This window comes from Vibrio sp. ECSMB14106 (genome assembly GCF_000972265.1).
Classification (GTDB): Bacteria; Pseudomonadota; Gammaproteobacteria; order Enterobacterales; family Vibrionaceae; genus Vibrio; species Vibrio kanaloae.
In genome coordinates this window covers 81,165-95,226 of record NZ_LAUM01000023.1, presented here as the reverse complement: position 1 = coordinate 95,226, position 14,062 = coordinate 81,165, and the positions used below count along the sequence as shown (strand labels likewise).

General features: G+C 43.8%; 11 protein-coding genes. 4 read left to right on the top strand and 7 right to left on the bottom strand.

What is annotated here, in order from left to right; all coding sequences use genetic code 11:
• Positions 1 to 125 precede the first annotated feature (125 nt).
• Together WR49_RS15625 and WR49_RS15620 are read right to left on the bottom strand one after the other, a co-directional pair.
• The gene (locus tag WR49_RS15625) at positions 126 to 656 is read right to left on the bottom strand and encodes a 3'-5' exonuclease (protein ID WP_017057512.1); all 531 of its coding nucleotides are present in this window, start codon (positions 654 to 656) and stop codon (positions 126 to 128) included.
• Between the two features lie 87 nt (positions 657 to 743).
• The gene (locus WR49_RS15620; RefSeq protein ID WP_046224631.1) at positions 744 to 2,261 is read right to left on the bottom strand and encodes a sensor domain-containing diguanylate cyclase; all 1,518 of its coding nucleotides are present in this window, start codon (positions 2,259 to 2,261) and stop codon (positions 744 to 746) included.
• 368 nt (positions 2,262 to 2,629) lie between these two features.
• On the opposite strand from WR49_RS15620, the gene WR49_RS15615 reads away from it, so the two are divergent.
• The 3 genes from WR49_RS15615 (at position 2,630) to WR49_RS15605 (ending at position 8,199) form a co-directional block, all read left to right on the top strand.
• The gene (locus tag WR49_RS15615) at positions 2,630 to 3,262 is read left to right on the top strand and encodes a DUF2760 domain-containing protein (protein WP_017057514.1); all 633 of its coding nucleotides are present in this window, start codon (positions 2,630 to 2,632) and stop codon (positions 3,260 to 3,262) included.
• Positions 3,262 to 5,208, top strand: a complete 1,947-nt coding sequence (locus WR49_RS15610) for an Hsp70 family protein (RefSeq protein ID WP_046224630.1) — start codon at positions 3,262 to 3,264, stop codon at positions 5,206 to 5,208. Before WR49_RS15615 ends, WR49_RS15610 begins: the two co-directional genes overlap by 1 nt.
• Before the next feature lie 138 nt (positions 5,209 to 5,346).
• Positions 5,347 to 8,199: an Hsp70 family protein gene (locus WR49_RS15605; protein WP_046224629.1), complete on the top strand. Its 2,853-nt coding sequence runs from the start codon at positions 5,347 to 5,349 to the stop codon at positions 8,197 to 8,199.
• Between the two features lie 172 nt (positions 8,200 to 8,371).
• Here the strand turns inward: WR49_RS15605 and WR49_RS15600 are convergent, their stop codons facing one another.
• Entirely contained in the window at positions 8,372 to 8,587 is a 216-nt protein-coding gene (locus WR49_RS15600) for a hypothetical protein (RefSeq protein ID WP_046224628.1), read from the bottom strand.
• 320 nt (positions 8,588 to 8,907) lie between these two features.
• Between WR49_RS15600 and WR49_RS15595 the strand changes: the two genes are divergently transcribed.
• Positions 8,908 to 9,906, top strand: a complete 999-nt coding sequence (locus WR49_RS15595; RefSeq protein WP_046224627.1) for a sensor domain-containing diguanylate cyclase — start codon at positions 8,908 to 8,910, stop codon at positions 9,904 to 9,906.
• A 71-nt stretch (positions 9,907 to 9,977) separates the two neighbouring features.
• Here WR49_RS15595 and WR49_RS15590 read toward each other — a convergent pair whose 3' ends face one another.
• The 4 genes from WR49_RS15590 to WR49_RS15575 all read right to left on the bottom strand — a co-directional run bounded on the left by WR49_RS15590 (position 9,978) and on the right by WR49_RS15575 (position 14,057).
• Positions 9,978 to 10,451, bottom strand: coding sequence for a DUF2947 domain-containing protein (locus tag WR49_RS15590; protein WP_017057519.1), 474 nt, complete (start codon positions 10,449 to 10,451; stop codon positions 9,978 to 9,980).
• 159 nt (positions 10,452 to 10,610) lie between these two features.
• On the bottom strand, positions 10,611 to 11,210 hold the full coding sequence (gene rimJ, locus WR49_RS15585) for a ribosomal protein S5-alanine N-acetyltransferase (RefSeq protein WP_046224626.1): 600 nt from the start codon (positions 11,208 to 11,210) through the stop codon (positions 10,611 to 10,613).
• A gap of 105 nt (positions 11,211 to 11,315) precedes the next feature.
• Positions 11,316 to 12,860, bottom strand: a complete 1,545-nt coding sequence (gene tyrR, locus WR49_RS15580; protein ID WP_017057521.1) for a transcriptional regulator TyrR — start codon at positions 12,858 to 12,860, stop codon at positions 11,316 to 11,318.
• A gap of 144 nt (positions 12,861 to 13,004) precedes the next feature.
• A complete protein-coding gene (locus WR49_RS15575; RefSeq protein WP_046224625.1) occupies positions 13,005 to 14,057 on the bottom strand; it encodes a YcjF family protein in 1,053 nt (350 codons plus the stop codon).
• Positions 14,058 to 14,062: the final 5 nt, after the last annotated feature.

Genomic DNA, 14,062 nt, shown 5'->3' with positions numbered 1-14,062 from the left:
CTTCACGTCACCCCTTATTCCATAAGGGGTTTTCATGATCTTGCCCTGGTTAAGAAACCGGTCGCTTTTTTGAATCGGTAAGCTGAAAGCTGGCTAAACAGGGCTGAGAAGAGCTAAAAATTCAACTACAACATAGTTAATGTGAGTTTCGCAAGATTATAAGCATCAACATAACCCGAGTGCTGACGCCCTTCCCATTCAATGTTCTTAGCTTCTTGAGCGGCCCTGTGACCAATGCGTTTGTCTTTCAATCTATTTTGAACACGATAAAGCGTTGCAATGTTTAAGAACTCGCTGAAAGGAGGTTCAATGCCTTTTTCTTTACACTCGTTGTGTAAGATGAGGTCATCGCGTCCCCACGCTGCGTAAATCTTGTTTGGACCACCAAAGTTCTTGATCATCGACTTGATGACAGACTCTAGCGGGCGGCCTTGCTTTTCAATTTTACGAGGTGTAATGCCCGTTAACTCGGCACAGAACAGAGAGACTTCGTCTTTCTCTGGCTTAACGTAGTATTGTGCGCGCTTCACGATAGTGCCGGATGCTAGGTCAATCTCAGCAAGACCAACTTCAATGATCTCCCCTGTTGTACCTACACCGTCTTCGCTCCAACAGCACATTTCCAAATCGAAACACACCACTCGATTGTGATTCATACGTCGCCTAGTTCTCTCGTCAAAAATTTCGTGAAATTGTACATGAGCCCAATAAAGAACTCGACCCCAGTTTCATCAAGTGCTCATTTAGCCTGCAATTGTGACTCGATTTCGGCCATTTGACTTACTGTGGTAGAGCATGCTGTCCGCTTTTTGCATGATCTCTTCAGAGTCCTCACCGCTACGAATGGCAGCACCAATACTTAAAGTACAACTCAGTTGTCGACCTTTATACTCACAATGAGAGTGACTCACTGTGTTTCGAATGCATTCTAAGTAACGATTCAAAGCTTCATGATTCGAAATGCTAGAGATAATACAGAACTCATCACCGCCTAAACGGAACAGACCATCTCCTTGCTTCAGATTGACAGAAATCAGCTTGATAACATGAATAAGTAAAGCATCGCCAGCCGGATGGCCGAATTGGTCATTAATACCTTTAAATTTATCGACATCAAACCCAATCAAACTAAAGGGCCGGTTTCGCTCAATGGCTTTGTCGAGCATTTTATTGAAAGCACGGCGGTTATAAATTTCGCTCAGGCTATCATGATTGGCTAAGAAACGAAGCTCTTCCGTTCTTTCATCAATCATTCGGTATAAACGCTCTTTCTCACGAATTTGTAAATTGACAATATAAGCAAGAAGCAGTGAGATGGTTGTACCAACAAAAGCAATACCCGCCAATACAAGATAACCATTAAAAGAGATGCATGAATCTATCTTGTAATCGACCGTCCATTCTCGGTTAGTCAACGTGATTATTTTTGTAATATGGTGTCCAGACACACCTTCGTAGCCGTCAGATTCAAATAAAATAGGAGCATCTTCGGATTCAAAGCCGTTATCAGTAACACGTACATAGACGTCTATATCTCCGATTGTTGACGCCAAAAGGTTATCAAAGTAGGCCGTAGTACGAACGATACCAATCACAATCCCTAATAAGTTGTCACTGTGGTCATCAAACACTGGATGGAAAACCAACATCCCCCTTTTCGGCGTATCACTATCTAAACCGTCTTGCAGTAAACGAACTTTGTCTGAAATATTAGCCTCACCCGTCTCTCTGATGTTATCAAGGATCAACTTAAAGCGTTCACGAGAAGAATAAAAACCCAACACATCATTGTTTACTGGGTCATTGGGGTAGATATCGGTCGCAATAAATGCGGGTTCACCACTCAAAACATAACCGTATGTTTTTGGGCCATGTTTAGGAATAGTAAACATTTTGTAGGATGGGTACTTCGCTATCATTTGTGCGGTATGTTCGGCGATATCTTCTGCCGCCACTTTTTGCATCCATTGCAATCCAATCAAGCTTTTCGAACCATTCATAATTTGCTCAGAAAAACGGTCAAATTTATCCCAGCCCCCTGGCTCAGAGGAATAGAAAAAATTAGCACCTGAACCTATATAAGCCACATCATTATCGATAAATGCTTTCAAGCTCAACGTTTGTTGCTTAGCAAAGCTATCCAAGTTCGTATTTAAGGAATTATGTTGATTAATCGCGACTAGAACAAAGCACAATACCATTATCAAAAATGAAACCGAAAAGGCGACTAACGGCAGAGTTCGTTTTTTCAACCCCGTCATAGGGTCGATTGTATGGGCATACAGTTTCCATTCATATTGATTGATTTGAAAGTATACACTGCCAGAATATTACTCTTTAATTATCTTTGACTTTAACAATGGGACAAAACTAACACTATTTACAAAGTGTGGACATTTACGACGAATAAACCAACAATTCTCGATTAAATTTCAAGCTAACTCGCTAAAAAGCCAATTTATTGAAAGCATTTAATAAAGCCCTTAAGCCTTGAACATGCTAGTATCCACCCATATTTATAGCTTGAAAGAATCTATTTTGCCTTTGCATAAATGAGTTTTCTTTCCAACCTGTATATTCTACAAAACCAGCGAATATACCGTTAAATCAATCTTAAAGAGAAATCACTATGATCGTTGATTTGAACCTAATCCCACAGACGTTTGATATGCTTCACGCAGGCCTAACTGCATCAAGCGTTTTACTACTGTTAATTGCCGTTTCTCGTAAAACCAAAGTGGTTGAGAAAGTCATAGAAAAACCAGTAGAGAAGATCGTTGAAGTTGAAAAGCCAGTTGAAAAAATTGTCGAAGTAGAGAAAGTTGTTGAAGTTGAAAAAGTGATCGAAAAAGTCGTTGAAGTGGAATCTAAGCTGGCGACAGCGCCAACAGATTCAGCAATGCAACTTCTGTCTATCATGCAACAAGAAGCGCGCTTAATCGACTTCCTACAAGAAGACCTAACTTCGTTCTCTGATGAAGAAGTTGGCGCAGCGGCACGTGTTATCCACACTGGCGGCCAAAAAGTATTAGCAGACTACGTAACGCTTTCTCACATCCGTACTGAAGATGAAGAAACGCGCATCACAGTAGCTGAAGGTTTCAACCCGCAAGAGATCCGCCTAACAGGCAATGTAACGGGTAACGCACCATTCAACGGCACACTGGTTCACAAAGGTTGGAAAGCCACTGACATGAACCTACCTAAGCTTGCTGAGAATTACGATGCATCTGTGATTGCACCGGCTGAGGTGGAGCTATAATGGAACACCAAAATCATTCTTCATCGCAAGAGCGTTCACAACAACAGCAAGCACCTAAGTTCAGTGTTGGTATAGATTTAGGTACAACACACTGCGTTTTGTCTTTCATCGACACAACCAATGAAGATGCTCGTGTTGAGGTGATGCCAATCCCTCAATTGACGGCTCCAGGTACAGTAGAAACTCGCAGCCAACTTGGCTCGTTCCTATACCAACCGCACGAACATGAAATGAACTCAGGTTCTCGCGTTCTACCTTGGTCTTCTGAGCCTAAAGCACTGGTTGGTGCGATTGCGCGTAACCTTGGCTCAAAAACCCCTATCCGTTTGGTAGCAAGTGCAAAATCTTGGCTATGCCACGGTGGTGTTAACCGTCGTGATGCGTTCCTTCCTGCAGGCAGCCCTGAAGAGGTTGAAAAAGTATCTCCGCTTAAAACCACTGAACTGTACCTTGAGCACCTTAAAGATGCTTGGAACCACGCAAACCCAGAACACAAACTGGCAGACCAAGATGTAACAATCACGGTTCCTGCTTCGTTTGACCCTGCTGCTCGTGACCTAACAGCTGAAGCTGCGCGTAATGTCGGGTTCACTCACCTAACGCTTTTAGAAGAACCACAAGCGGCTCTTTACAGCTGGATTGATAACAGCAACGACACATGGCGTGACGAAGTAGACGTTGGCGACATCGTGCTTGTTGTTGATATCGGTGGTGGTACTACCGACCTTTCGTTAGTTGAAGTAACGCAAGATGACGGCAACCTAAGCCTGAACCGTATCGCAGTAGGTGAACATATCCTACTTGGCGGCGACAACATGGACTTAGCACTGGCTTACCGTCTGAAAATGAAACTGGCTCAAGAAGGCAAAGAACTGGCTCCTTGGCAGATTCAAGCAATGACTCACGCATGTCGTGATGCGAAAGAAGCACTGTTAAACGATGCTGAACTGCAATCTGTACCTATCGTTGTTCCAAGCCGTGGTTCTAAACTGCTTGGCGCAACACTGAAAACAGAACTGACTCAGCAAGAAGTACAACAAACATTGGTTGATGGCTTCTTCCCGAAAGTAGCAGTGACTGAGCATCCAGTACAAAAAACACGTGGCGCACTGACTCAAATGGGTCTGCCTTACGCTCAAGACGCAGGTATTACTCGTCACATTGCCGCATTCCTTTCTAAGCAAGCGAACGCGCTTTCTGGAAATAGCGAAACGGCTCAGCAAGATTTCAACCCGTTTGCAAACATGCCCGGTATGCCAAGTGCAGAAGCGCCAGCGGCTGACTTCATCAAACCAACAGCAATCCTGTTCAATGGTGGTGTTCTAAAATCTAACCTACTTGCTGATCGTCTTTCAGATACGATCAACGAATGGTTGATCAATGCTGATGCAGAATTTGCTAAACAGCTTTCTGGATTGGATTTAGACCTTGCAGTTGCAAGTGGCGCTTCTTACTACGGCGCAGTGCGTCGCGGCCAAGGCGTTCGTATCCGTGGTGGTATCGCTTCTTCTTACTACGTAGGAATCGAAAGCGCCATGCCAGCTATCCCGGGTATGGCTCCGCCAATGGAAGCACTGTGTGTTGCGCCATTTGGTATGGAAGAAGGTTCAAGCGTTCAAGTTCCTAGCCAAGAGTTTGGTTTGGTGATTGGCCAGCCAGTACACTTCCAATTCTTCGGTTCTACGACCCGTCGTGAAGACGTAGCGGGTACGCATCTTGATCATTGGGCACCAGAAGACCTTGATGAACTTCCAGAGATTCAAGTGACACTGCCAGTATCTGAAGGTCGCCGTGAGGGTGAAGTGGTTCCAGTAACCCTAGCCTCTCGTGTTACTGAACTCGGCACGCTTTACCTAGAAGCAATTGCTGCTGATAACGGTCAGAAATGGCACGTAGAGTTTGATGTTCGTGAAGACGCGAATAACGACTCAAACGAACAAGCATAACGAAGCAACGGCACCTTAACGGGTGCCGTTACTTTATCAATGCGATTCCCTAACCCTGTATTAAAAACATTTAAAAGACAATAATAAGACCAAGACTATCAACACACTGGTCATCACTCTGGAAGAATAAGGTTTTGTATGGCATCTCCTCGTTTTTTAGTCGGCATTGACTTAGGCACAACCAACACTGTGGTTGCCTACTGTGAAATCAACGACGACCTACAACATGCTCCCGTTTCTCTTTTCGATATTGATCAACTCATCGGCCCCGGTGAAGTGGTTCGTAAGCCCCTACTTCCATCATTTCGTTACCACCCAGCACAAGGTCAAATCTCCCCTTCTGACCTAACCATGCCTTGGGAAACAAGCACAGTAAAAGGCGATATCAAGAACGTTATCGTCGGTGAATGGGCGCGTGAATTAGGTGCTAAAGTGGAAGGCCGTCAAGTATCAAGTGCTAAGAGCTGGCTATCGCACCAAGCGGTTGATCGCAGCTCAGACATTCTCCCTTGGGCTGGTGCGAATGATGTCGATAAAGTATCACCCGTTGTCGCGAGTGCGAGCTACCTGAATCACATTCGCCAAGCATGGAATTACCGTAACCCGAGTAACAAACTTGAAGACCAAGATGTAGTAGTAACGGTTCCAGCATCATTCGACGAGACTGCACGCAAGCTGACGCTTGAAGCCGCAGAACTTGCTGGCTTAGGCAAGATTCTATTACTCGAAGAGCCTCAAGCGGTTTGTTACGACTGGTATGCTCGTCACCAGCAAACGGCTGCGGAAGAGCTTCAACAGATCCCGCTGATCTTAGTGTGTGATGTCGGCGGTGGTACCACCGACTTGAGCTTAATTGAAGCCAAATTCGGTGCGAATTGTGATGCGGAAAAACAAGGTCATAGCGAGCTAGAACTCGACCGTATCGGCGTTGGCGAACACTTGATGCTCGGTGGTGATAACCTCGATTTAGCGCTTGCTCACCTTGCAGAGCAACGATTCAATCAAAACAAGAAGCTAAACGCCTCTAGCCTAACCAAACTGATTCAACAAACTCGCGCTGCAAAAGAGAGCCTGCTTTCTGCTAATGCACCAGACGATGTAAAGATCACCATGCTCGGTAGCGGCTCGAAGCTACTAGGTGGAACAAAGAGTATTGGCTTAACCAAGCAAGAAGTTCATCAAATCGCTTTGGAAGGTTTCTTCCCACTTTCTGAGTTTACAGAAGTACCAGACAAACGCCGCAGTGCAGTGGTTGAGTTTGGTCTGCCTTACGTGGCTGACCCTGCCGTGAGTAAGCACGTTGCAGAATTCCTAGCAACACACCAACAAGTGTCTAAAGCCGCATTAGAAAACTCAGACTCTATTGAGTTCGATGACACCAAACCTGCAATTCCAGTTGGCGTACTACTTAATGGTGGTGTGTTTAACAGTGAACTTGTCACAGAACGTATTACTCAGCTTCTAGGTAACTGGAAAGGTTCTCCAATCACAGTATTAGATAACCCTCACCCTGATTGGTCTGTGGCTCTAGGGGCTGTTGCTTTTGGTAAAGCTCGCCGTGGTGCGCAGCTGAAAATCGGTGGCGGTGCTGCTCGTTCTTACTTCTTACATTTACAAGAAAAGAACAAGATGGGCAAAGCACTTTGTCTACTTGCCAAAGGGACTGAAGAAGGCCAAGAAATCCGTTTGAACAGCCGTCGTTTCTCATTGACGCTGGGCGAGCCGGTTCGTTTTAATCTACTGACTTCAACACACGATCAAATCGCACACAACACTGCAATCCAAAACGGTGTGATGGTGGATGTGGATGCCGATCTGTTCTCCCCTCTTCCACCTTACATTTCTACCTTGGAAAGTTCGGGGACTGTCGAGCTTCAAGCCAACCAAAAAGAGCGCGTTGAAGTATTGCTCGCTTGTCAGTTGACCGAAGTCGGCACACTTAAAATAGAATGTGTGAGCACTGAAGATGACTCTAAGCGTTGGTTGCTTGAGTTCGAAGTAAGAAACAAGCAAGGTGATGAGTCTGATACCTCTGCACTTCATCCAAGATTAGAAGAGTGTAAGGAATTAATCTCTCGTCTATATAGTGGCAACAAGAAAAGTGCTGAGTCTAAAGAGATCAAAACGCTGGCCAAAGATCTTGAGAAACGACTTGGTAAGCGTGAAGAGTGGGACTTTACTACCCTTCGCCACCTCTTTGACAGCTTCTCATTAGGTCGTAAACGACGTCGTCGCTCAGAAGCGCACGAGAAAAACTGGCTGCGTTTGGCAGGTTACTCTTTGCGTCCCGGCTTTGGTGATCCGACTGACTCATGGCGTATCGAACAAATTTGGGGCCTCTACCAACAAAACATCCAATTCCAGAACCATCAAGGTTGGACAGATTGGTGGGTATTCTGGCGTCGAGTTGCGGGTGGCCTGAATCAAGAGCAGCAAGAGACCATCTTGGCTGATATCGCGAAGTACCTTCACCCAGGTGCAATGAAAAACCCTAAAACGGCTAAAGATGCACAAGACAATGGTTATGAAGCCATGGTGAGATTGGCAGCGTCACTTGAACAACTGGAAGTGGAAGACAAGGTTCTATTAGCGACTTGGTTCTTAAGCAAAGCGATTAACCATAATCAGTTCGAACAGGCTCACTGGTGGGCTCTGGGTCGCTTAGCGTCTCGCACACCGTTATACGGAAGCCAACACAGCGTCATTCCAAGAGAGCAAGCAGAACAGTGGTTACCAAAGCTGCTTGACCAGAATTGGCAGAAAGAGCAGATGATTGCCTTCGCGGCTGTGATGATTTGTCGTAAGACGGGTGACCGTCAGTTCGATATCTCTGATGACTACCGTGCTCAAGTTCTTGAAAAGTTAAAGCAAAGCAAGGTGCCAGAGTCTTGGCTAACGCTAGTAAATGAAGTTACTGAGCTTTCTGAGAGCGAGTCTAAGCGCGTGTTTGGTGATGCATTACCAAGCGGCTTAAGCCTGATCAATAGCTAGCATTCAAAACGATTAGCTTTAGTTGTTAACAAGTAAAGAAGCAAACAAGAAAAGAAAAAGCCACTTTCGGTTCGTTGAAAGTGGCTTTTTTATTGGTGGCTTAAGGCTGGTATGTTTAATCGACTTATAGCTTTTGGGTTAAGAGCCTTAGCCGTGTTGCAGTTAATCATTATTAATGTTTCGTTCCGGTTGGGTTAATAGGAAATTCGGTGTTTTCATAGATGTCTGATAACTTTTTCGGTTTCTTCTCTTTCTCTCCATTCTTAGATTGATTATGAGTTTCGCTTAAAAGCCATTGCTCATGCATTTTTGCCGAATCCAAAAACTCTGGATCCTTCATTGCTTCCTTGCGAAGTTTATTTACACGTTCGAGAGTATCCCAAATCATAATACTTCACCTCCACTAAGGCTACACTTCCAATATAGAACTCCCCCCTTTTGATTCAATACTTTCCGATTAAACCATAGTGAATTTGTGATTTACATATCGAAAACGGCTTTATAAGTGCATTGTTTGAACAGAGAGAACTCATTTATTTTTTATTAAAAAATAAATATGGTTATGGTGTTATCTATAAACGCACCACCTAGGAGGTACTGTGTTTTTCAATCAAGGCTATAAATAAAGAAAAATGTATTATTTCAGATTGTAAAGACAATTTTTTGACATTATAGTAAATAGTATGACATTCCATCAGGTGATCATTAATGCCATTTAGTAACATATATAAGTCAAGCTCCAAACATGCCATAAATGATCTAGTTAAAGATATGGATCTATCTTTATGGAAAAGCATGCTCAACAATATTGCAGAAGTGCTTAATGCTCCTGCTGTTGAACTTGTTCTTACTGCTGAAGTAGGATTTCAAAGCATTGCTATGTCCACATCTTCAGGGGTCAAAGCAAACCCAGGGAAGATAATCCCTAAGGACATCAACCTATATTGCAAGAAAGTAATGGACACAAGAGCTATGCTCTACGTTCACAACGCTACAGGCCAAGAAGAGTGGAGCGACAATCCAAAACTAGCACAGATGGGCTATGTCTCTTATCTTGGGTTACCTATCTTTTACTCCGATGGAAGTATGTTTGCTACGCTTTGTGCTCTAGATACTAAAGAAACATCTTATCAAACTGTCCAGATAAACTTAATGGAAAGCATTCGAGCTTTATTAGAGCGCGAAGTCCATACCGCCGAAAGAGTTAGAAATTTAAAATTCACATCAATTCACGATGAACTAACTCAAGTTTTTAATCGGCGCGGTGTGTTGAATGAATCTCCTAAGATTATTGATAGTGCTTCTGAATATGGCTTAGCAATTGGGTTCATTTATTTTGACATTGATGGTCTGAAATATATCAATGATAACTTCGGGCATAATATTGGTGACCAATATATAAAATGCTTTTCCAATTCACTGAAAAAAAACACTCGCAAGGAAGACATTTGTGGCAGAATTGGAGGTGATGAGTTCGTTCTATTGTGTAGAGATGTATCAGAAACCTCTTTAGAGCAAATAGTAACTCGAGTTAAGTCAGATTTTGATAAGTACTTCAACAATTTGGGGATCAATTATCGGGCTGACTTTAGTCAAGGAACACTGATTTACTCATCGAATCCCCCTCCTATCCATGAATTAATAAAGTTAGCAGATATAAAAATGTATGAAAACAAGATGACTAAACGTTGTGCTAAATTTAAATAAAAAAAGCGAGCTCGATGCTCGCTTTTTATCTGTCGTTTATTCAACACAGGCTTAATCAAATCATGCTGTCATTAAGCTCGGTTGCCTATTTTCACTGTACCGTTTGTTGAAAACCAAAGGGCTTCTGAACGACGGCGGCCGAGTAGAATCGGACCATCATCGTAAAACAAAAAGTTCTTCCAATGCTTCTTAAAAATCGCCCACTTGGTCTCAAGTACATTGTATTTTTCGTAACAAAAATAAACAGTTACGTCATCTTGCCAATCAATGAAGTTTAGGATCTCTTCTGGCATTTCTGGTTCATCTGCTTCCCAATGTGCCATCCAGCTGATCTCTTCATTCCAGTTCGATGCTTTGCTCGGCCAATCTTGCGAGCTTAGCCTTTCTGCATCTGGGCTTTGAGGGCTTACGTTCTCTTTCCAAAACTGAGATGCTCTCGCCTGTGTCATTGGCTTAATCTTTTCCAAGTCCTCAGCCGGCAGTGGCATTGACTGGTGGGTGAAAATCCATTTTCTTTGGTATTCGTCCAAAGTTGTATATGACATCAAAATTCCTCAAATTTCGTCTTAGGCTGATGGATTACCATGCCTATCTGTTCTTTCTGATGCAGCGGCGATTAGAGATCGCTTGATATTCGCTGCCTTTAAATTCGTTGTTCGCTTGTTTACTTAAATACGCTTACTGCTAAATACAACTGTAGCTAACTACAACTGCGTCTGAACATTGCGTCTATCTTCCCAGTTAGGGTTAACTAACGCGGTCAGTATATGGTCTTCCCATTTACCGTTAATCTGTAGATAGTCTTTAGCAAAACCTTCTCGAACAAAGCCAAGATGTTCTAATACACCAGCGCTGCGTTCGTTGTGAGGCATGTAGCCCGCCATTAAACGGTGCATGTTCTGCACATCAAACATATAGTCTTTGGCCATGCTCAAACCTCTACGCATGTAACCGTGGCCTTGTTCACTTTCAGCCAACGAGTAGCCCACATTACAGGCGTAAAACGGAAAGCGAGACAAGTTACTGAATGATATCGTGCCTAACATTTCGTTTGAGTCGGCATTGATCAATAAACAGTAATAACCAAGCCCCATTTTATGAAGCTCGTTTAGCTTGACCAGTCGCTGCGCCCAACCTTCTCTTTCGAAGAACGCATCTTCTCGAATCGGTTCCCAAGGTTTAAGGTGCTCTCGGTTTGTTTGAAAATACTCACTGATCATGTTCGCATCGTCAATTTGCGCTGTACGTAGAATAAGGTTTCCATCGTGCTTATAAATGCGTTCAGGTGTACTCAGATCTTCCATTCGCTTTCTTATTCCATTATCTGGTCTTGTTCTAATTTCTTACTCAATACCGTTTGCTTGTTCAATACTACCCACTTACTTAATAACATACCCAAACAGGCTCAATCAGTTCTTTCTAATACCGTAGTCGCGCAGTTTGTTGGCAATTGAGGTGTGAGAAACATTCAAGCGCTTTGCTAACTTACGGCTTGATGGGAACGACTGGTAAAGCTTCTCTAGAATCTGAGATTCATAGTCTTTCATGATCTCATCCAGAGAACCATCTAAGCTTAGGTTTGCCATTCCTGCCGTCATGGTGTCTAGCTGAGGCAAGTGGAATTGCTCAACCGTTAAAGTATCCGAATCCAACTCTGTCAGTGCACGTAGAACCATGTTGTCTAATTGACGAATGTTACCCGGCCATTGGTAATTACCAAGCTGATCAATTAACTCTTGAGTGAGCTTTGGCTTTAGCATACCTAATTGCTGCGCATATTTAGCCACGAACAGCTCTAGCAATGATGCTACGTCATTAGAACGTTCACGCAAAGCTGGAATTGACAGCGTCAGTACATTCAAGCGGTAGAATAAGTCTTCACGGAATGAGCCAGAATCAGCGAGTTCAGAAAGGCGGTGGCGCGTTGAGGCTATAATACGCACATCAGCGTGCATCTCTTCTTCTTCTCCAACACGACGGAACGAACCATCTTGTAGAAAACGAAGCAATTTGATTTGTAGATGTGGGCTCATTTCGCCAATCTCATCTAAAAATACCGTGCCGCCATTCGCTTGTTCGAAAATACCTTTATGACCTTGCTCATGGTTGAATGAACCCGGAGCATGACCAAACAATTCGGTTTCCGCTACGTCATCAGGCATTGATGCACAGCTTAGAATCAAAAATGGGAAAGACGAACGATTTGAGCGGTTATGACACGCTTTTGCCAACATCTCTTTGCCTGTACCTGTATCGCCCTCAATTAACAAAGGCTGATCCAGCATCGCCAGTTTCTTAGCTTGACTGATCAAGGCTTTATGGCGATTAGAGACGCCAACAAAGTGTTCAAAACCTAAGTTGTTCTGTTCTGGGATTGCATCTGGCGTGTTCGTCTCTTGATTACACGACCGAATCGTCATTACTGCACTCGCCAGTACTGCTTCGTTAACATCGCCACCAAGATAAATAGGCAGAACCTCAATCGAGAAATCTAAACCATCCAACACCACCACTTCACGATGACGAGTGACGTCACCTTCGATCCAACGAGCAAAGTTGAAGCTAGGTACGAATGTCGAAAGCGGCTCGCCGATCACTTCGTCTTCTTGCTTGCCGAATAAGTTCAATGCAGCGTGATTCGCTATATCAACTGACCCTTTAAGGTCAATCGCTATAACGGGGTCTGGTAGATTAGCCAACAGAGCAATTAACTCTGTGTTATGTCTTTCGCTTGGCATAAATTGGATTTTTCGTACATCCTTCACACCAGAAATTCTGCGAATTTCAGCCATAAGTTCACTAAAAGCATCAAAATTGATATCAGGGCAGTTTAGGTAAATAATGCCTTTAACATCAATTTCGATTCCTCTTAAGTCAATGCTTTTTGAGGCCAAGATATCGAGCAACTCACGCGTTAAGCCGAGTCTGTCTTCACACAATACTTCAAGACGCACAAATAGTCCTATTATAGGTGTCAGGATAAGTTGACAGTAGTGTGGATTAAGGTCTAAGTTCAGTCAAGAAGAAGAGTAAACATATGTTTACTCTTCGCTCGCATACCACTCAATGTCATACATTTTGTTTCAAAGTCGTATGCACTATTTCAGCGTGATTCGTTTTATTTCAGAAAGGACGGCTTTTCGCATATCTGCCAATTTTACTTTTCGTTCGTTATGCCAAGGCATAGGACGCAGCAATGTCATGGCTTTTAGACCCAGTCTCGCGGTAAGGATACCGACACCTAGCCCCTGCCCTGCTCGAGCTGAGACTTTGCCTGCAAGATCCATCGATACGAGATCCATACTTGCATCAATCGCGAGCTCACTGGCTCCTGCAGCGGCCATGTTGATTAACACCAGTTTAAATAGCTTAAACCGAGACCAGTAGCCAAGCTCAATGCCATACACATCTGCAAGCTTGTCTATCATGGTGAAATTTCGCCACGCCACCAGCAACATATCAGCCACCGCCAATGGGCTCACTGCAACCAAAGCCGCCGATTCGGTCGAGAACTTAGTGACGATTTGAGTCGCAACCTTATCTTGTTGACTCACGACTAACGCATCGTACATATCCAACACTTCTGCATCACTGTGTGCTGGGTTAATGCTGTTTCGCCACTTATCGTACGAAGGCGACTCAGCGATAATTCCGCCTTGCTTCGCGATGTTTTCACAGAACGCTTTGCCCTTACCGACACTTTGGCTTTGCAATAGCTCTTCACTCTGCTCTTGCACACTAAAGTGATCTTTAAGTGAGCGCAGTTTCCACAGCTCTTTGCCTATTGCGCCTAAACCCAATGAAGCAATGGCAGCCATAAAGCCTGACCAACCTAACGCAAGCCAGTCAGCAGTTTGAATCGCGGTAATCACCGAATCAATTGCCTGCCATCCAACTAGGCCAGAGAAAGCGACCAATAAACCCGTTCCAAACCACTTCTTCTTTTTGCTCGGTCGAATCACTTGTTCCAATTGCTGCTCAGCTTCACCATCAAGGTCAGTTTCCACTTGCGGTGCAACAGGGACAAATTTCTCTTGCTCTGTGAACAGTCGTTGAGCGCCTAAATCCGGGCCAACTTCGCCCTTGTCTTGCTCATCAAAAGAGGTCTTCAACGGTTCATTAAAGACCTGCTTTGTTTTTAATTCACTCATTTTGA